General features: G+C 44.3%; 17 protein-coding genes and 1 other annotated feature. Of the genes, 3 read left to right on the top strand and 14 right to left on the bottom strand.

Going from position 1 to position 19,583, the window contains the following annotated elements; translation table 11 throughout:
* Window positions 1-14: 14 nt before the first annotated feature.
* Window positions 15-611 carry a MerR family transcriptional regulator gene (locus tag CES79_RS04060; protein WP_159459456.1) on the bottom strand — a complete coding sequence of 199 codons (597 nt, stop codon included), beginning with the start codon at window positions 609-611 and terminating at the stop codon, window positions 15-17.
* Window positions 612-691: 80 nt separating this feature from the next.
* Here CES79_RS04060 and CES79_RS04065 point away from each other — a divergent pair, with 80 nt between their 5' ends.
* A complete protein-coding gene (locus CES79_RS04065) occupies window positions 692-1,711 on the top strand; it encodes an SDR family NAD(P)-dependent oxidoreductase (protein ID WP_408005806.1) in 1,020 nt (339 codons plus the stop codon).
* Window positions 1,712-2,099: 388 nt separating this feature from the next.
* On the opposite strand, the gene brnQ is transcribed toward CES79_RS04065, so the two are convergent.
* From brnQ to CES79_RS04090, 5 genes are all read right to left on the bottom strand, one after another.
* On the bottom strand, window positions 2,100-3,509 hold the full coding sequence (brnQ, locus tag CES79_RS04070; RefSeq protein ID WP_089136390.1) for a branched-chain amino acid transport system II carrier protein: 1,410 nt from the start codon (window positions 3,507-3,509) through the stop codon (window positions 2,100-2,102).
* A 160-nt stretch (window positions 3,510-3,669) separates the two neighbouring features.
* Window positions 3,670-3,908 (bottom strand) — a binding site (T-box leader).
* 94 nt (window positions 3,909-4,002) lie between these two features.
* Window positions 4,003-4,584, bottom strand: a complete 582-nt coding sequence (gene leuD / locus CES79_RS04075) for a 3-isopropylmalate dehydratase small subunit (RefSeq protein WP_054655300.1) — start codon at window positions 4,582-4,584, stop codon at window positions 4,003-4,005.
* Window positions 4,584-5,960: a 3-isopropylmalate dehydratase large subunit gene (gene leuC / locus CES79_RS04080; RefSeq protein WP_089136391.1), complete on the bottom strand. Its 1,377-nt coding sequence runs from the start codon at window positions 5,958-5,960 to the stop codon at window positions 4,584-4,586. Before leuC ends, leuD begins: the two co-directional genes overlap by 1 nt.
* Window positions 5,941-7,011, bottom strand: a complete 1,071-nt coding sequence (gene leuB / locus CES79_RS04085; RefSeq protein ID WP_054655298.1) for a 3-isopropylmalate dehydrogenase — start codon at window positions 7,009-7,011, stop codon at window positions 5,941-5,943. The genes leuC and leuB overlap by 20 nt, the downstream gene beginning before the upstream one ends.
* Window positions 7,008-8,174, bottom strand: coding sequence for a 2-isopropylmalate synthase (locus tag CES79_RS04090; RefSeq protein WP_054655296.1), 1,167 nt, complete (start codon window positions 8,172-8,174; stop codon window positions 7,008-7,010). The genes leuB and CES79_RS04090 overlap by 4 nt, the downstream gene beginning before the upstream one ends.
* Window positions 8,175-8,689: 515 nt before the next feature.
* On the opposite strand from CES79_RS04090, the gene CES79_RS04095 reads away from it, so the two are divergent.
* Both CES79_RS04095 and CES79_RS04100 read left to right on the top strand, forming a co-directional pair.
* Complete coding sequence (locus CES79_RS04095) at window positions 8,690-8,911, top strand: AbrB/MazE/SpoVT family DNA-binding domain-containing protein (protein WP_054655294.1); 222 nt, start codon at window positions 8,690-8,692, stop codon at window positions 8,909-8,911.
* Entirely contained in the window at window positions 8,911-9,294 is a 384-nt protein-coding gene (locus tag CES79_RS04100) for a type II toxin-antitoxin system death-on-curing family toxin (RefSeq protein WP_054655291.1), read from the top strand. Before CES79_RS04095 ends, CES79_RS04100 begins: the two co-directional genes overlap by 1 nt.
* Window positions 9,295-9,356: 62 nt before the next feature.
* Here the strand turns inward: CES79_RS04100 and CES79_RS04105 are convergent, their stop codons facing one another.
* From CES79_RS04105 to CES79_RS04140, 8 genes are all read right to left on the bottom strand, one after another.
* Window positions 9,357-10,259 carry a LysR family transcriptional regulator gene (locus CES79_RS04105; protein WP_089136392.1) on the bottom strand — a complete coding sequence of 301 codons (903 nt, stop codon included), beginning with the start codon at window positions 10,257-10,259 and terminating at the stop codon, window positions 9,357-9,359.
* Window positions 10,260-10,367: 108 nt separating this feature from the next.
* Window positions 10,368-11,786: an anion permease gene (locus CES79_RS04110; protein ID WP_089136393.1), complete on the bottom strand. Its 1,419-nt coding sequence runs from the start codon at window positions 11,784-11,786 to the stop codon at window positions 10,368-10,370.
* Window positions 11,787-12,263: 477 nt separating this feature from the next.
* The gene (gene larE / locus CES79_RS04115) at window positions 12,264-13,097 is read right to left on the bottom strand and encodes an ATP-dependent sacrificial sulfur transferase LarE (RefSeq protein WP_054655289.1); all 834 of its coding nucleotides are present in this window, start codon (window positions 13,095-13,097) and stop codon (window positions 12,264-12,266) included.
* A 17-nt stretch (window positions 13,098-13,114) separates the two neighbouring features.
* Window positions 13,115-14,350, bottom strand: coding sequence for a nickel pincer cofactor biosynthesis protein LarC (larC, locus tag CES79_RS04120; RefSeq protein WP_054655287.1), 1,236 nt, complete (start codon window positions 14,348-14,350; stop codon window positions 13,115-13,117).
* 18 nt (window positions 14,351-14,368) lie between these two features.
* Window positions 14,369-15,112: a nickel pincer cofactor biosynthesis protein LarB gene (larB, locus tag CES79_RS04125; RefSeq protein WP_089136394.1), complete on the bottom strand. Its 744-nt coding sequence runs from the start codon at window positions 15,110-15,112 to the stop codon at window positions 14,369-14,371.
* A gap of 16 nt (window positions 15,113-15,128) precedes the next feature.
* Window positions 15,129-16,385 carry a lactate racemase domain-containing protein gene (locus CES79_RS04130; protein ID WP_089136395.1) on the bottom strand — a complete coding sequence of 419 codons (1,257 nt, stop codon included), beginning with the start codon at window positions 16,383-16,385 and terminating at the stop codon, window positions 15,129-15,131.
* 167 nt (window positions 16,386-16,552) lie between these two features.
* Complete coding sequence (locus CES79_RS04135) at window positions 16,553-17,950, bottom strand: flavocytochrome c (RefSeq protein WP_089136396.1); 1,398 nt, start codon at window positions 17,948-17,950, stop codon at window positions 16,553-16,555.
* A gap of 38 nt (window positions 17,951-17,988) precedes the next feature.
* Window positions 17,989-19,374: a class II fumarate hydratase gene (locus CES79_RS04140; protein ID WP_054655285.1), complete on the bottom strand. Its 1,386-nt coding sequence runs from the start codon at window positions 19,372-19,374 to the stop codon at window positions 17,989-17,991.
* Between the last annotated feature and the right edge of the window lie 209 nt (window positions 19,375-19,583).

Consider the following 19,583-nt stretch of genomic DNA (forward strand, 5'->3'; position numbering starts at 1 on the left):
ATAAAAACCATTTTCTAATATTGTAACCCTGTCAGCAATTCAAAGGCCGCTTGAACTTCAGCCAAACATTCGGGTTGAAAACAATCTTTTAGTTCAGTGTAGCTATCTTTCAAAATTGCCGGTTTAGTCTGATGCTGTTTAAATTGCTCAAACAACGCGGTCAGTCGTTTAGTAACGTATTGTTGCTGATTTGGTCTGGCGTATTTCACAAAATACTGCACTAGCTTAGCCTCGCCATGGTCAACTCGATTCGGGTCAGTTAAGATGGCTTCATACCGCGCTGTTTTAACTTGCAACGCCAGTAAAGAAATATCAATCTGTCTGCGTTGCATCCGCAAGGTTTCCTGCTGTTCCTTCAACACTTTTAGACGTTGCTCAACCGTTTTCTGGTTTAAATCAGTTGATGCCACGATCTTCTTAATTTGCTTGATTGGCACCCCAACTTCACGGAAACATTTCACCAGATTAACGTCACTTACATCGCGCTCCGAAAACTGGCGGTAGCCGTTTTGATTCCGAGTTAAATTCGGTAAAAGCCCCAATTGATCATAATAGCGCAGGGTTGATACCGTTAAATCGGTTAATTTTGCCACTGCTTGAATGGATTCCATAATCATTTCTCCTTGCCCTAAAGTGTACTTTAGGGAATATACTTCGCTTGAATCATAACCGAATCGGAGGAAAGATGCAATTGAAAAACTTACAGCAACCCATCAACAGTCCCTTTAACTTTCATTCAACCGCTAAGCAAATTATGAAAAAGATTGATTTAACGGGCAAGTACGCCATCGTTACCGGTGGTTATAGCGGGATTGGTCTGGTCACTTCATTAGCTTTAGCACATGCTGGTGCTCAGGTCACGGTTCCGGCCCGCCACCCAGACACAGCGCGGGAACTGTTCGCAAACGAACCCAATATTACTGTCGCAACCCTTGATTTAATGGATCCGCATTCAATTGATCAGTTTGCTGATAACTACCTTGCTAGTGGTCACCCATTGCATATTCTGATCAACAGTGCCGGTATCATGTTTCCGCCCCTGCGTCGCGATTCACGGAGATATGAATCCCAATTTTCAACCAACCACTTAGGCCATTTTCAACTCACACTAAGACTGTACCCAGCCTTGCAGAAAGCTCACGGTGCTCGGGTCATCGCCGTGTCTAGCCGGGCTCAACGGATGGGTAGCATTCAGTGGGATGATATCAACTGGGAACATACGCCCTATGATCCGCATCTCGCCTACGCACAATCCAAAGTAGCCAATGGACTCTTCGCTGTCGGGTTAGATCAATACGGTCAAACCGATAACATTCGTGCATTCGCTGTCCATCCCGGACTAATTCCAACGTCCGGCCTCGGTCGCGCTTCCGGCCAGTATCATCCGTTCATGAGTCGCCTCATCAACCAATTAGGGCTACTGCATGCTAGAAATACCATCGAAGCAGCTAAGGTCGACTTTCGAACTGCGGATTACGATTACTATAAAACCTTACAGCAAGGTGCCGCCACTCAGCTTTGGGCAGCCACTAGTCCCCAGTTAAATGATATGGGTGGCCTCTTTTTAGAAGACAGTAACGTGGCAACCGCAGTATCCGCTAACTCCGCTTCTCGCTTTGGTGTCCGCCCGTGGACCATCGACCCCCACGATGCAAAACGCCTCTGGACAATCAGTGAACAGCTGACGAATACCAAATTACCGCAAAATTAAAACCGTTAAAGTTGTGTGACCTTTAACGGTTATCACATTTATTTCACTCGACTAGACACAACAAAATCTCCCTACAAAACTACTTTAATCAAAGGTTGTAGTTGAAAATACACGTTACAAGTTGTGGTATGAAAGAAAGTTTAGATAGAGCTTTTGTTGTCGAAGCAGGTGTATCTCTTGATTAATGTAGTCTGCCAGAGAGATTTTTAAGTTGCTAAGCACTCATTAATAAAGCGCTTACATTTTGATTATAACACGCTTAAAGTGACCCTGTTCAAATAACGATTGGACTCCGAAAGCCACCATTAATGTGCTAGATCATAGCACGCAAAAGCCCACAGAGCGCGTACTCTGTGGGCTTTGTTACTAGTATTCATTTTGATAGCAATTAATGGTTATTAACTCGTTCTGAAGCAACACTGCTACGATGTGCAGCAAAGACTGGCCGTAAGTAGTGAACACCAAGACCTAATACCAAACCGACTACGGCTGGGATGACCCAGTCCATGCCAATGCTTGCGAATGGCAGAGCACCTTGCTGGAACGTTGCAACAGCTTTACCAAAGGCACTTTGGCTGACAACGGCTGGAAAGGCGTCGATCATGTCAAAGAATGCGGGAACGGCGGTGCAGACAACGACGAATGCGTAGACCACGCCATCACGATGGAAGAATGGTGAGAAGACTGACAGCAAGATCAAGACCATGGCGAATGGGTACAGGAACATCAGCATTGGTGTTGACCAAGCGATGATGGTATCCAACCCGAAGTTAGCGGTCAAGAATGAGGCCACACACATAAATGCGAGCCATTGACGGTAGCTAACACGGCTGAAATGCTTGTGGAAATCTTGAGCAAAGGCAGTAACCAAACCGATGGCAGTGGTCAAACAAGTAACTGTCAGCAACGTTGCTAATAGCGCGTGACCAAAGGTACCCAAGTAATGCGTCACCAGTTGGTTGAAAGCAACCCCACCATCAGCAGAAACTTTGTATTTACCTAACGTAGTAGCACCTAAGAAAATCAAACCAACGTAGATCACACCGATCATCCCAGTTGCCAAGACACCTGCGCGAGCAGTTACTTTAGCATTTGAGCTAGGTTTCGTCTTACCAAGCTGATTAACAGCGGTAACAACGGTAACCCCAAAGGCTAAGCCGGCTAAAGCATCCATGGTGTTATAACCTTGTAAGAATCCGTTGAAGAATGAAGCGTGTTGATAGGCGGTAGTGACGGCCATTTTGCTAACGTTGCCCATTGGATGAGCAAAGCCCATGACGAAGACTGCGAAAAGCATCAGCAGAAATACTGGATTAAGCACTTTACCAACACTCGTCATAACGTTTGACTGTTCGTATGAAACCAAGAAGGCTGCACCAAAGAATAGCACTGAGAAGACTAACAGTCCACCATGTGCCCAGCTTGCAGGGATCAATGGCTGAACCCCAACTGAGAAGGGAATCGTGGCTGTCCGGGGAGTTCCAAACAACGGTCCGATGGTGGCGTGAATCATGATCATGAACACCAACGCGAATGCTGGACCAAGGGGACGACCAATGTCATAAACCCCCTTTGAACGGGTAACGGCAACCGCTAGGACTGACAGTAAGGGCAGTAATACCGCGGTGACTAGGAATCCAACTGTTGCTAATCCCCAATGCGCACCGGCTAATTGACCTAAGTGAATTGGGAAAATCAAGTTCCCGGCACCGAAGAAGAGTCCGAAAAGCATTGAACTGACGACTAAGTATTGTTTCACTGATAAGGGTTTAGGATTTAAATCTTTGACCTGTTCCATATCTGAAGACCTCCGTATTATGTGTATGATTGCTAATTAAAGAAATATGAGTTTGAATCTGACTAATGTGACTAATCTGATCTTCCACGGAAACCACCACCCTTTATGTGTTTGATAAGCTATGTATTAAAAAAGCACCCTTACTCCACAACATGTGTGAACTAAGGGTGCTTTTGCACTGTACCACCTTATAATCGTTATTTTATCACTAAAATAACCTCTTCACGTACGGTCGCAAGGACGATACGCTAACTCGATAATGGGAGTGCCCAACGTACGTTACTTAAATTCGGTACGTCGCTCAAAAGGGATTTTCACTGTTCAACTCTGGCTTCCTCTCACCAAACGAAGCTCGCTTACAGGTGCTGAACACTTACTTAACTTTCTCATAGCGTTTTAATTTGTTTAACAAGTTCAATAGTACTCATTTCAAATAAGAATGTCAACATTAAATTCTAATCTTTTTGCCATAAGAGAGTCCAATCACTCACAATTAAAACTGTGGCATCTTCGCCTCATAAGCCTCAATCTGATCCTCATACTGCATCGTAATGGCAATATCATCCAACCCGTTAATGAACTTATGCTTCCACAGCGGATCAATAGCAAACGCAAACCGGTGGCCGTCATAGCGCACCTCTTGATTTGGCAGATCCACGGTGATCTTAGCATCCGCTGGCGCAGCAGCTAAGATTTTCCGTTGATCAAGTGGCAGTTTAATGGCTAGAAAACCATTTTTAGTACTGTTCATATAGAAGATATCACTAAAGCCACCAGCAATAACGACTTTAAAGCCATAATCTTTCAGTGCCCAAACGGCGTGTTCACGAGAAGAACCACAGCCGAAGTTATCACCAGCAACCAAAATTTCGGCGCCCTGTCGTTCAGGCTTGTTCAAGATAAAGTCAGGATTAGGCTTGCCATCTTTATCGTAGCGCCAGTCAAAGAACAGGTGATGGCCATAGCCAACTTTTAGAATGTTCTTTAAAAATTGCTTGGGAATCAATTGATCGGTATCAATGTTATCCTTCATAATCGGAATTGAAGTACTCGTAATCGTTGTAATGGGTTCCATTATGCAACGCCTGCCTTTCTAATATCAACAAAGTGGCCATTGATGGCTGCAGCAGCCACCATTGCTGGGCTTGCTAAATGTGTCCGCGAGCCAGCTCCTTGCCGGCCTTCAAAGTTGCGGTTGGAAGTTGACGCACAGTGAACCCCCGCTGGTACTTGGTCTGGGTTCATACCCAAACAAGCTGAACAGCCGGGTTCACGCCAATCACAGCCAGCATCCTTGAAAATCTTATCGATGCCTAATTTTTCGGCCTGTTCCTTCACTGTTCGTGAGCCAGGAACGACTAAGGCTGTGACTTGCGGTGCAATGTGATGCCCCTTCAGTACTGATGCAGCGATCTTCAAATCAGACAGCCGACCGTTAGTGCAAGAACCGAAGAAGGCAAATTCAATTGGAATTTCCGGTGCGGTTTGGCCTGGTTCAAGACCAACATAGTCATAAGCCTTTTGATCGTCTTCATTTTTAATTTCTGGAAATGGCTGGTCGATTGGTACCGCCATGCCAGGATTAGTTCCCCATGACACAAATGGTGCGAGGTCGCTGACATCAAAGTCAATCACGCGGTCAAAGGCGGATTCATCATCCGTGTAAAATTGCTTCCAATATTCAATCGCCTTAGCCATGTTCTTAGGCGCGTATTTACGTCCGGCAACATAATCAAAGGTGGTTTGATCAGGCCGCATGGCACCGATCTTAGCGCCGCCTTCGATTGCCATGTTACTCAACGTCATCCGTTCTTCCATGCTCATCCGTTCAATGGTATCGCCGTAGAATTCGGCCGCGTAGCCAGTACCAAATGAGACCCCTTCACGCGCAATCAAGCCCATGATAATGTCCTTAGCGTAAACACCCTTTGGCAGTTTGCCGTGAACGTGAATCCCCATCGTCTTGGGTTTCGTTTGCCAGATGGTTTGTGTTGCCAGCACGTGTTCCACTTCTGAAGTCCCGATACCAAACGCAATGGAACCGAATGCCCCGTGAGTTGCAGTATGTGAATCACCGCAAACGATAACCATGCCAGGCTGTGTTAACCCAAGTTGCGGTCCAATCACGTGGATGATACCTTGATCTTCATCACCCATACCTGCTAACCGAACGCCAAACTCCTTGGCGTTTTTAGCCAGCGTATCGATCTGCTTACGTGAAATTTCATCCTTAATGTTAAAGATATCTTTGGTGGGCACGTTGTGATCCATGGTTGCGAACGTTTTATCGGTCCGGCGCACTTTACGGTGATTTTCGCGAAGTCCTTCAAAAGCTTGTGGCGATGTCACTTCATGAAGTAAGTGCAGATCCACGTAAATGAGCTGCGGGTCGCCCTCTTTTCCTGTAATCACGTGCTGGTCCCAAATTTTATCAAACATGGTCTGACTCATATGAATGCCTGCTTTCCTTAATATGGTTAATAATTGTCTTTGTCATTTCATCAGTAGTTGCTTTACCACCTAGATCAGGTGTTACAACGCCGGCCGCTACCGTTTGGTTGATCCCATCAGTGATTTCAGTGGCTAAATCGGCGCGGTTAAATGAATGGGTCAGCATCATGGCCACTGAACGGATCATGGAAATCGGGTCGGCAATCCCTTTACCAGCAATGTCTGGTGCGGAACCGTGAATCGGTTCATACAGTGATGGCCCATCAGTACCGCGGCTCATGGATGGAATGGTTCCCAGCGAACCGGTGGTCTGGGCCGCTTCGTCACTGAGAATATCACCAAATAGATTTTCAGTCAGAATCACGTCAAATTGACTTGGTGACGCAATGATCTTCATGGAGGCCGCATCAACGTAACTGGTATCGTAGGTCACTTCTGGATATTCTGTGGCAATTTGCGCCACGATTTTCCGCCATAATTTACTGGTATCCAGCACGTTTGCCTTATCGACCAACGTCACGTGCTTACGCCGCTTCATCGCCATATCGAAGCCCACCCGGGTGATCCGTTCGATTTCTTCGTTGGTATAGCGCATGGTATCTAGCGCGTAATCAGCGGTAGTTTCCCTAGGCTTACCAAAGTAAATACCACTGGTTAATTCACGGACGATCACAAAGTCCACTGGTTCGGTATTTTTAATGGGTGAATATTTCTGCATCGCTGGGCTGATTTCTGTTGGTCGGATATTAGCGAATAAATTCAATGCTTTCCGAATGGCCAGTAACCCGTGTTCCGGTGTTTGTGGTGCGCCATCCCACTTCGGTCCGCCAATGGCAGCCAGTAAAACGGCATCGCTTTGTTTTGCAGACTGCAAGGTTTCAGCAGGTAACGGTTCGCCGGTCTGGTCAATTCCGGCACCACCAAATGGCATCTCATGGAGCTGGTAATCGAAGTTTTGCCCCTCACTGACCGCAGCGAGGACTTTTAACCCCGCTGCCATGATTTCTGGGCCGATATAATCACCGGCAAGGACTGTAATATTAACTGTCATGATGCTTTCACCTCACTGAATTTGTTCATAATCACTCGAAGATCATCTTCAGAAACAATGTCGGTATGATCCGCTTTATTCTTAAAATGGGGGAAAATAATCTTCATATCGTCGCGGTCAACGTCGTAACCCATTTTGTGCAATTTACTCATTACGGCGTGGGACCCTGAAAGCTTTCCAAGTGGCAACGTTGTCTTAGCAGCACCAACGGATTCAGGGGTCAAAATTTCGTAAGTCTGCGGGTTCTTAAGCATCCCGTCTTGGTGAATCCCTGATTCGTGGGCAAAGGCGTTGGCACCAACCACGGCCTTGTTATGCGGTACTGGCATCTTAGCGAATTTGCTGATCATGTCGCTGGTGCGCTTGGTTTCCTTCATATTAATGTTGTTGGTGGCATCATAGTAATCTTTACGAACGTACATTGCCGCAGCAACTTCTTCCAAGGCTGCGTTACCAGCACGTTCACCGATGCCGTTAATAGTGCCTTCAATCCGAGTAGCACCATTTTCAATGGAAGCTAGGCTGTTGGCCACTGCCATGCCGAGATCATCGTGGCAGTGAACGGAGAAGGTGTACTTATCAAAATCAGTCACGTTTTCACGCAGGTTCTTAAAGAGTGCGGCGAATTCAACGGGATTGGTGTACCCTACAGTGTCTGGAATATTAATCACGGTTGCACCAGCCGCAATGGCCGCGTTGATCGATTCAACCAAGAAATCAGGCTCAGTTCGAGTCGCATCTTCTGGTGAAAATTCCACGATATCGAAGAACTTGTGCGCGTATGAAACGCAGTCGGTAATGGTATCGATCACTTGTTCTTTGGACATATGGAGTTTGGAATCACGGTGAATTGGACTAGTGGCAATGAAGACGTGGACTTGTTTATGGGCAGCGTCTGCAGTGGCTTTGACACAGGCATCAATATCACCCTTTCGAGCTCGAGCAAGACCAGTTACACAGGTGTGCTTCACGGCACGTGAAACGGCTTGAACAGCTTCAAAGTCCCCTTCTGAAGCAACTGGGAAACCAGCTTCGATCACATCAACGCCCCAAGCTTCGAGCTGTTTAGCAATGGCCACTTTTTCATCAATACTGAAGTTAACACCGATGGTTTGTTCGCCGTCACGCAGCGTGGTATCAAAAAACTGAATTTGTTTAGTCATATGTATCATCCTCCTGGATTTAAGTTTATTAACAAAAAACAACACCTCATTCGCTTTGAATGGGGTGTTGTTTTGCCAAGCCCCATTTCATAACGCAAATAGGACTTGACGTGTTACACAATGTCAAATCCTAGGTCATAATAATAAGGCTAATAAAGAGGTTGCAAGTGTTGAGTTGTTATTGAATTGAACAGTCATCAGATGTACCTCCTTATCTTTTGGTCGTTTTTAGTATGCTCATAGGTTAGCATAGCAAATGAGAGCTGACAAACGGTTTTCTAATATTCCTGACAGATTACTCATTAAATTGTTATTTTATGTCAAGCTACGCCTAGTATCCCCAAACAGCCCCTTTTTTAATATTCTTTTTTCTCATGAATATATTCTTTATTTATTGATATTCTATTGGAATATTAAGACAATCATCAAAATTTGTCATGATAGAAGATACTAATTATGCTATACTACTTTTATGAAATGATGAATTTGTTATAACGAAAGGGACGATCAACCTCATGAATGAAATTAAATCACAACGTCAAATCATTCAAGTTGGCAATTCATTAGCGATTACCATTCCCGCAAATATTGCGCGCAAACTGAAAGTCCAAAAGGGAGATGCCATTGACGTCTCTTTTCGAAATGATATCCAGCTCGATGATCAATTTTTCCAAAGTCTAGAAACGGTCATTGATCAATTTAACGGCGCGCTTAATCAACTACGAGGTGAACAGTAATGCGTTATCTAACGGCAGATGAATTAGTTGCCATCAATAGTCGTCTAGTTCTCAATAACGGCCAGCAGCCTGGCATCAACAATGTCGACCAGCTGGATAAGATTATTGCGGTTCCCCAATCCACCTTTTACGATCAAAGCCTGCGAGAAATGGTCGCCAATAAAACCGGCTTTTTGCTGGAAGCCATTATTTCCGGTAAACCGTTTTTGAGCATGAACCTGCAGACTGCAATGATTGCCGTGGCAACCCTAGCTGATTTAAATGATTATCGGCTAACTTTCACTGACGATGAAGTGGTGGATTTGGTTAACCGCGTCAATCAGAATACCCTTGAAGCAACCGATCTGTTTGGTATTTTTAACAGCCATTTGAAGCAAAAATAAACCATAAAGTGCAGCTCAATTTCCAAAATTTGGAAACTGAGTTGCACTTTTTATTTAACCCTTTATTCACCATTTCCCGGTACTTTTAACTGTTTCAAAACTTCAATGAAACGTTTCTCTTCAGGCGTTAACACGTACCCTTGCCGTGTGACGACCGAAATATTAAACCGTTCAGCTACGGGATCCAAGACTGTTAAGCAGGCCAGGGAGTCCTCGTCTGCTGGACTGACCACATCCCGGACCAATAGACTAATACCGAGATTTTCCTTCACCAGACTGGTGATCCAGGACGTATCCGGTGTTTTATAGATTACTGGTGGATTTACACCCGCAAACCGGCTGAAGGCTTTAAACGCCTTGGGGTGAACAAATCGCCGGTTTAACATAATAAACTCTTCATCCGCCAGTTCTTTAAAATACACGCTGCCCTGATTAGCCAGCCGGTGTTGACAACTCACCACAATCACAAAGGGCCGACTACCAATATGCCGAACGTTTAATGAAGAATCATGCAGTGGCAAAACTGAAGCCAGTAAAGCAATGTCAACTTTACCGTTCTTCACAGCCTCTAATAAATCACCAGAACCAGTCTCAGTGACGTCTAAACGCTGTAACAGCCCCTCTTTTAACAGTTGACCGGCTAATGAAGGAAAGTACAGTGAGCCAATAATTGGTGGCAGGCCGAAGCGAATTCGCGATAATTTAGCGTTTTCAATTTCTTGATGGGCTAAATTTAAATTAGCAGTGATCGTACTAGCTTTTTCGTATAACAATAACCCGGACCGCGTAATTTCGGTCCGATTGTGAGCACGATCAACGTATACTAGATCATCTTCAAATTCGCGTTCAAGTCGCTTAACCGCCTGGGTAATGGTTGGCTGCGAAACATTAAACGCCTTAGCAACGACAGTATAATTACGTTTTTCGACTAATGCTTTAAAGTAGGCTAAGTCTTTTGTGTTCATTTTTCGACTCCTTCGATTAAATTACTCACAATAGCTTAGCACAAACGAAAAAGTTGTGCCCGTATAATTACCGGACACAACTTTTTTGAATTCTATATTAGAAACTTTTTACCACATGCCGAGGACTTTCATCCAAAGGGAACCAATTCCGCCCCAAACGATGATGTAAACAATACCCAAGATGAAGTTTAGACGCCACCAGTCGCTTTGCTTGTTGTAACCAGCACCAAACAGCGCTGAAGCAGGACCGTTAGCATATTGCGTGGTTGAACCGAAGATCGCACCGGTAAAGCCAAGAATCATTGCGGCAAAGGTTGCGGGTGCACCGGCTGAAATAGCAACGGCCAGTAAGGCACCGTACATTGCCGTAACGTGGGCAGTCCCTGATGCAAACAGGTAGTGGCTGTAGAAGTAGAACAGTACCAAAACCAGTAAGACAATTTCCCAACTCATACCATGCAAGCTGCTACCTAAAGTCTTTGATAACCAAGGAATCAAACCTAAAACGTTTAATTCATTAGCCATGAAGATCAGGATTGAGAACCAGATAATCGTGTTCCAAGCACCAGTTTCATTCAAAATATCTTTAACGCTTAAAACACCGGTCAATAGCAGTAAAACAACGGCTAAGAAAGCAACCGTAGAAGCTTCCAAACCAATAAAGCTAGAGATCATCCAGAGGAATAGGGCAATGACGAACACAGTTGCCATGATCTTTTCAGGTAATGACATCTTACCCATTTCAGCAAGTTCTTTGTCAGCCCATTCTTTGGCATTAGGCGTTTCTTTAATTTCAGGTGGGTACATCTTGTAAATCAACCATGGTACTAATACTAAACAAATAATACCAGGAACAAGAGCGGCAATGAACCAGCCCATCCATGAAATCTGGACGTGCATCCCTTTGGCCAACGCAACGGCAACCAAGTTAGGTGCCATGGCAGTCATGAACATTCCTGAAGTAATAATGTTACCGTGGAATTCAGTAAACATTAAGTATGAACCAATCTTACTTTGCGTACCATCTTTAGGTGTTGAACCAAATGATTCTGATAAAGAATCGATGATTGGCATAACGATTCCACCGGCACGGGCAGTGTTACTTGGTGTAGCTGGCGCAGTAACCAGATCAACACCGATCAATGCATATGATAATCCCAGTGTTCGTTTACCAAACAAGCGAACGAAAATCATAGCAATTCGACGTCCCAGACCCGTGTTAATAAAGCCACGTGACAGGAAGTAAGCCATACCGATCATCCAAACGGTGTCGTTACCAAAACCAACGGCGGCATCTTCCATTTTTACAACGCCCAGTAACACGGATAAGGTAATCCCAATCAGTGCTACCCCAGCAATTGGTAAGGGTTGTGTAATACAGCCAAGAATCGTCGCAACGAAGATGGCTAACATGTGCCAGGCAAGGATTGAAACACCAGCTGGCTTAATTGGTGCTAAAAACCAAATGATCAAGCCGACAGCTATCGGCAAGATAAATTTCTTATAATTAATTTTGTTGAGTGTCATTTTTTATGATCTCCTATAATAGCTCTATTTTCCATTTATATAATTAGAATAATGTCGTTAACATTTTGGCAATCAAATCATCGCCAATTCTGTAATTTACCAGTTTTAACCTCCATTAAATTTACGGTTGTTACACAGATAATAACAATCATATTTTCGTGATATTATTCACTAACATACATAGAATAATAATTAAATATGTCATTGTCAAATGTTCAATTGCCTATTATATTTGGTTATGAGGTTGATATGTAGGCGTTTATGCGCCCATATTTTTGTTGCATTACCTTTCAATTATTTAAATTATTTTTTGTAAATTTCGTTTATATTTTCACACACGCTTTTTGAAAGCCTCATTCAAGCGTTTTCAAAACAACTTCTGTTAATTTTAAAACAAAAAAAGAGACTGGCCCATAATTCGGTTAAGTTTCAGCCGACTACGTTCCAATCTCTGCTAGTAAACCAGTTTAAAGCTTTCTATTCATGATAAGCCTTTACCTGCTCATCACTAAGTTCGTCATTCATATGGCCACTGATAAAACCACCAAGATCTAACGAGACATACTTAAACCCGTAGCCTTTCAGGGTTGCGTTAACACTTGTATTCAGCGCTAATAAAGCGGTCATCTTATCAGCGGGGACTTCAATTCGCGCAACCGTATCGTGAACTCTAACGCGGACGGTATCGAAGCCTAACGAACGCAGATACGCTTCAGATTTCATGACCATGGTAATCTTTTCTTGAGTGATCGTTGTGTTGTAGGGGAATCTTGAAGAAACGCTGCATGAAGGGACCTTATTCCAATTGGTTAACTGATACTGGCGTGCTAAATCACGAACATCAGCTTTAGTAAAGCCATTAATTTCGAGTGGACTAACCGCTTTTTCTTCATCCCTGGCTTTTAATCCTGGTCGATAATCCGCAAGGTCGTCATAGATAATGCCATCAAAAACAACGTCACTCTTGTATTGGCGTTTAAGTTCATTCATCCGTTCGTAAAACAGCTTCTTAGCCGCGTACCAGCTGTTAGGCGTATTGTGACGGACATCATCATTAGCTAGGTACGCAATTTTCGTTTCAACAACTTCAACACCCAGTGAGTGCCCTAATTCAATTGCCTTGTTAAATTCTTCATCGCTAAACAGTTCGGAATTAGCGACAACCGCTTTCACATTTTGACTGCCTAATTGGTCCATGGCTGCCTTTAACATAACGGTACTGTCGATCCCACCAGAAAATGCCACCAGTGCGGAATGATACTGCTTAACAGTTGCATTTAATGCGTCAGTTTTACTCATTACTGTATCCATAATATTCCCTCCATTTACTATTCTTGATAAAGCTTTTTAACCTCGTCATACACCGTATTCAATGGTAAATCAAACTTTTCAGCAATCTCCTTACAATCCTCGTATTCCGGCGTAATGCGTTTGATATCGTTAAAACTAGCAACTTTTAGTCGAACAATCATATTCCTATAGGTAACCTTTTTAAAACTTCTCTGCATGATTGTTCTCTGGTAAGGAATATACCGCACACCCTTGGCAGTTGTCGCTTTAAAAATGAGCCTGATGAGCTGATCTTGATCCTGTTCTTTAACTAGCACCGTCAACTTGACCCCCGGCCGGTTTTTCTTCATCTGAATCGGGGTAAAGAACACGTCTAACGCACCATTCGCTAATAGTTGATCCATAGCGTAACCAAGGCCTTCAGCGGTTTGATCATCAATATTAGTTTCAATTTGAATCACCTGATCGTGAGTCGCTGAAACATCGGCATGTGAATCGGTCTTTTCAAGGACAAATACCCTTAACGCATTAAACAGGCCCGTATCACGTTTGCCAAAACCATAGCCCACTTTTTGAATATCGTCATTTTGATCAAGTGAGCTAAATTCACTCACAAACTCTTTAACAATGCCCAAACCAGTTGGCGTCAACAATTCTGTGTGGACCTGAGTATTCTGTTTGACTGGAATCGTACGTTCAGTCAGCATTTGCGCGACTGCCGGCACAGGAACGGGCATCCGACCGTGAGCAACGTCAATAAAACCGGTACCGTCCGTAATGGTCGAACATTTAACGTTATCAACCCCCAGTAGTTCCATAGCAATGCAAGAACCGACAATGTCGACGATGGAATCCAACGCTCCAACCTCATGAAAATGAACTTCATTTAACGGGACGTTATGCACCTTCGATTCTGCCCGGCCAATATCTTGAAAAATTGAAATCGCGTGTTTTTTGACCGTCTCGGATAAGTCACTGTTTTCAATTAATTTAACGATATCATCAAGATGCCGACCATGGTGGTGACCATGATGTTCCTGCTCGCGATGTTCAATAAAACCGTGGTCCTTTTCACCAGAGTCTAAAACAACATCAAAGTTAGTCCCATAAATGGCACTTTTAGCAATTCGTTCTGCCGTCAATGTATAACCGCTGACGTGCAGTTTTTTTAATTCCGTTTCAATAGCATGCAGATCAATACCTAAATCAATCAGCGCACCTAGGAACATATCACCGCTCATCCCTGAAAACGCGTCTAAATACAAAGTCTTCATTATCAAACCTCAATTCATCTACATATGATTAATTAAACTGGCAGAATAAGCGGCCCCAAAGCCGTTATCAATGTTCACGACCGTTACCCCTTCAGCACAGCTGTTTAACATCGTTAAAAGTGCGCTGAGGCCGTTAAAACTGCTGCCATAACCAATACTTGTCGGTAGCGCAATCACGGGACTGGCAACTAGTCCACCAACCACACTGGCTAACGCGCCGTCCATTCCAGCCGCAACGATCACGACTTTAGCCCCGCGAATAACGTCTAAGTGTTCAAACAAGCGGTGGATGCCAGCAACCCCCACGTCATAAACCCGTTCGACACGATTACCAAACGTTTCGGCCGTTACAGTCGCTTCTTCAGTGATCGGGATATCCGAGGTCCCCGCGCTCACGATTGCGATATACGAATCTGACGGTGGCGTCATCGGACTGCCAACCACTAAACAACGTGCTGTTCGATAGTATTTGGTCTGCGCGATCTTTTGGGACACAGACTGGGCTTTTGCGGGAGAAATTCTGGTACATAACACCACTTGCTCGTTTTCCCGAAATTTTTCGATAATTGCTGTAATCTGTTCAGCCGTCTTACCTTCGCCAAAAACCGTTTCGGGATAACCCGTTCGTTGCTGCCGCTCTAAATCCAGATCGGCAAAAGACAGCCCCTTTCCCTTCTCAGTCAACTTTTTCATGGCTGCGTCAACGTCGATCTCGTGTCGTTCAACCGCTCTTAAAATGTTGATCATCTTATCCTGTCCCATAAGTGCCTCCTGAAAGCTACTGCGTCACTTCGGGGACCGTCATTGATCCAGCTGGCAGTACAATGACACTTGCGTCGTCACCCTTCTCTGCCACAGCGGCAGCGTAGGCTTTTTCAAGGTCGTGGAATGGCTTAAAATGCACGTTTCTCATTTCTTCGTCAGTGAGATCAGTTACCGCCCAAGTCTGTGCCCAGGTATCAATTTGCGCCATTTTAGCGGCTTTATGATACCCCAGCTTCCAACTCGCATGAATCTTGTCCAGCACCGCTTGGGGATCCTTTTCTGAACTTAACAGATCATAAAACGGCTTAGGCCCAATTCCCGTCCGACATTTCGCAACTAAAATTAAAATACCGTCCTTATTCAAAGCTAATTTACCGTTATCAAGCGCCTTTTGTGACTGATAAAGATCAACATCCATGGGATACGGTGCCACCGAAATGACAATGTCCGCCTTATGCGGAATCTGCACACCGTAGACTTCTTTGGCTTTATCAATACCAGCGTAAAATGATTTCGACAGATCACCCGTCGTAACGGCATAAATTTCATGGCTGCTATCCAGCACCATTTCAATGGCAAAGATATGGATGTCTTTTAACACGTGCATCGCGTCCATCATATCTTCGTGGACTGGATTTCCCTTCAATGCTAACGCCTTAGCTGAGTCCTGCAAGGCTAAATAATGGTTCTGAGAAATGGTGTCATATGACGCCACCCCAGGCAGAAACGATTTACGACCACCCGTATAGCCGGCAAAGTAATGGGGTTCAATTGAACTGATTGGCACCACTTTATCAGCATCCGCCACAATTTTATTGATGTACATTTCAGTCCCGTTGGAGGATTTACCAAGGAACTTCATGGCATCTTTTCGGCAATCATGGCAGTGAATCCGGTGCTTCTTTTTCAGATCTTGATAAATCGCTTTCCCAAAAATAAAGTTATACTCTTCTTCAGTGGGTGCCCGGTGGACCCCTGTGGCAATAATAAAGTAAATATTTTTGTCCTTAATCTTCGGATAAATATGACTCAAAATCTTAGCTGTTGGTGTTGGCCGCGTCCCGTCATTGACAATAAAAACAACGCGCTCATCAGTATCCATAAATTGCTCAAATGCCTCTGAGTCAAAGGGATTAGCTAAAGCTTCATCAATCGCCAAATCCTGGTTAACTTTCTCAACCTTGTTGGGATTAAAAACACCCGTTAACTGTGAATCTTGAACATCGATATTAAATTTTCCATCTTTCCCGTATGGTACGCTGACTTTCAAAAAATCACCCCTCTATGTTTAGTATACTTCTAGTGAATCACTTGTTCTTGCTGGTTTAAAGCGAAATAACGCTACCATATTTCAAATCATATTTGGATAAACTAATAGACCTCTCGGAATTATTTCCGCGAAGTCTATTAGTTGATTTATTAGTCCCTTAGTCCGGGCTATTTTTGGTTAATGTAGTTGAAAACTTGTTCCCCGGCTTGACGACCGAAGATCACCGTTTCAGCGATCGAGTTACCGCCGATTCGGTTGTTTCCATGCAGACCACCAACAATTTCACCGGCAGCATAGAGCCCCTTGATGGCTTTACCATCATCGTTAAGCACTTCTGTCTTGTGATTGATGGCAATCCCGCCCATCGTATAGTGAACGGCTGGTGCAATATGAATGGCGAAGAATGGTGCCGTCGAAATATCGCGTTCCATCCCAGTCGTCCGGTTAAACGCTGCATCGTTTTGATCAGCAACCGCAGTATTCCAGTCAGCGACAGCCTTCTTCAAAGCTGCAGCATCAAAGCCTAATTGGCCAGCTAGATCGTCCAAAGACTTACCAGTATGAACTAACCCGATTGAGTCATAGAATTCCACCGCTTTAGCACGGTCACGAATCCCCTGATCAAAAATCAGATAAGCGCCATTTTCCTTTAAACCATCAATGGCAGCCGTCACGTTCTTACGGGTATCCAATTCGTTGACGAACCGGTCGCCATGCTTATTAACTAAGATGGCACCTTCGCCACGAACGGCTTCACCAATGAGGTAAGCGTGTGGAGTATCCTGTTGAACAGTTGGGTGAACTTGAACTTGGTCCATGTCAACCAGCTTAGCACCTAACGCCTCTGCCAGCTTGATACCGTCACCGGTAGCACCTGGTTGGTTAGTGGTGTTCATCCCCTTTAGGTCAGGACGATATTTCGTCAGCATCTCCTGGTTGGCACCGAAACCACCGGCAGCTAAAACAACGGCATCCGCTGTCAGCGGACCGCTTTGCTTACCAGTTGTGGCACGCACACCAGTTACCTTACCCGCGTCATCAGTGGTTAATTCAGTGACCTTTAATCCTGCAAATAACGGAATCCGTGCTTTTTGCACTTGCTTGAGCAGTTCAGTCACCAGGAAACCGCCAATTGCGGCCAAGGAATGAGGCCGGTGGGTCCGCATCTTGCTCATCCCACCAGTAATCGTGAGTTCATCCAAGATAATGTTGTGATCAGCTAACCAGTCGATGGCTAAAGCAGCGTGTTCACTGAAATACTTCAATAATTCAGTATTGTTTTTGCCGCCGCCACCCTTTAAGGTTTCGTCGTAGAATTCCTGGTAACTATCAACCACGTGGTGCTGTAATTGAACGTTAGTTTCCGCAGCATTCATCCCTGATGAAGCCCGGTTAGTGTTACCACCGAGTTTATCCATTTTTTCGAGAATAACGGGCTTTAAACCTAACTCGTGTGCCTGAATGGCAGCCGTCATACCAGCTGCACCTGAACCAATCACAATCACGTCGTAGTGCTTGCGCAGCCGCGTGAGTGGGGTTGGTTGAAAATGAAATTTTTCAGCCATTATTTTGCTCCTATTCTTAGTCTAACAGTGATTTTAATTTACTTTTGGTCGATGTTGGTCATGTTGATTGGGATAACCCAAGCATCGTATTGTTCTTCGGTCAGTAAGCCAGACTTCAAAGCGGCTTCCTTCAAATTAGTGCCTTCAGCTAAGGCTTCTTGTGCAATCGTGGCACTTTCGTGGTAGCCAATGTGTGGTGATAAGGCAGTCACCGTCATCAATGAGCGATCAACTAATTCTTCCATCCGGTCTGAGTTAACGCTCAAGCCATGGATCATCTTGTCAGCAAAACCGCGCATGGTCCCTTCCAATAATTCTGCTGATTCAAGGAAGGCTGAAATTAAGACTGGCTTGTAAACGTTCATTTCGAAGTTACCTTGGCTAGATGCCATATCAACGACGACATCGTTACCCATAACCCGAACGGCAGCCATGGTGATGGCTTCGGCTTGAGTTGGGTTGACCTTACCAGGCATGATCGATGAACCAGGTTCGTTTGCTGGAATGTTTAATTCGCCATAACCGGCACGAGGACCTGAAGCTAAGAAACGCACATCGTTAGCAATCTTCATCAGATCAGCAGCTAAGGTCTTAATTGCACCGTGAACCACGTTTAAACCTGAATGGTGAGCTAAACCGTAGAATTTGTTGGTATCAGCTGTAAAGTGGAGACCGTAAAGTTCACCCATCTTGTCAGCAATGATGCCAGCAAAACCAGGAGCGGCGTTCAAACCAGTACCAACGGCAGTACCGCCCATTGCGAGTTCACTCAAAGTCTTGCCTAAGGTCTTCAGGTAATCCAAATCGTGTTCCAAGGCACTGGCCCAGCCAGAAACTTCTTGGCCAAAGGTTAATGGGGTAGCATCTTGCAAGTGGGTCCGGCCGATTTTAACCGTCTTCCAGTACTTTTCTTGCTTAACTTTTAATTCGTCGATCAAGTGTTGAGTTGAGTCTTCCAAACGGCTAACAGCTTTAGCAGCCGTAATGTTCATTGCGGTTGGGAAGATATCGTTAGAACTTTGGCCCTTGTTAACATCATCGTTAGGTAAGATCTCAATGTCAGCGTTAAGCTTACCAGCTTGGTGAGCCACGACTTCGTTGACGTTCATGTTGGTTTGAGTCCCTGAACCAGTTTGGTAGACAACCAATGGGAAGTCCTTACGTAAGTCCTCATCATCAAGTGCCAATAAAGTATCAATGGCTTCAACGATCAAATCAGCTTTAGCACCGTCAATGTTCTTTAATTCTTTGTTGGCAATAGCTGCGGCTTTCTTGATCTGTAATAAGGCCTTGATAATTTCCAGTGGCATCTTTTCGCCAGTTGGGAAGTTGTTACGACTTCTTTCGGTTTGAGCGCCCCAAAGTGCGGTAGCGGGAATCTTAACTTCACCAATCGTATCTGATTCAATTCTGTAGTCTGACATTTTTGTGACCTCCGTTGTATTTGTGACTGCTATATAAGTAACAATAAATGCACCATCGTGATATTATTCACTAACATACATAGGATAATAATAAACCATATTATAGTCAAACATTCGTAAGCCTATTATATTTGCTTATAATATTGCTATATCGGTATTTATAGGCCATTTTCACTTGAGTTTCTATTTTATATGCTTAAAATGAATTT

The sequence above is a fragment of the Secundilactobacillus silagei JCM 19001 genome (genome assembly GCF_002217945.1).
GTDB lineage: Bacteria > Bacillota > Bacilli > Lactobacillales > Lactobacillaceae > Secundilactobacillus > Secundilactobacillus silagei.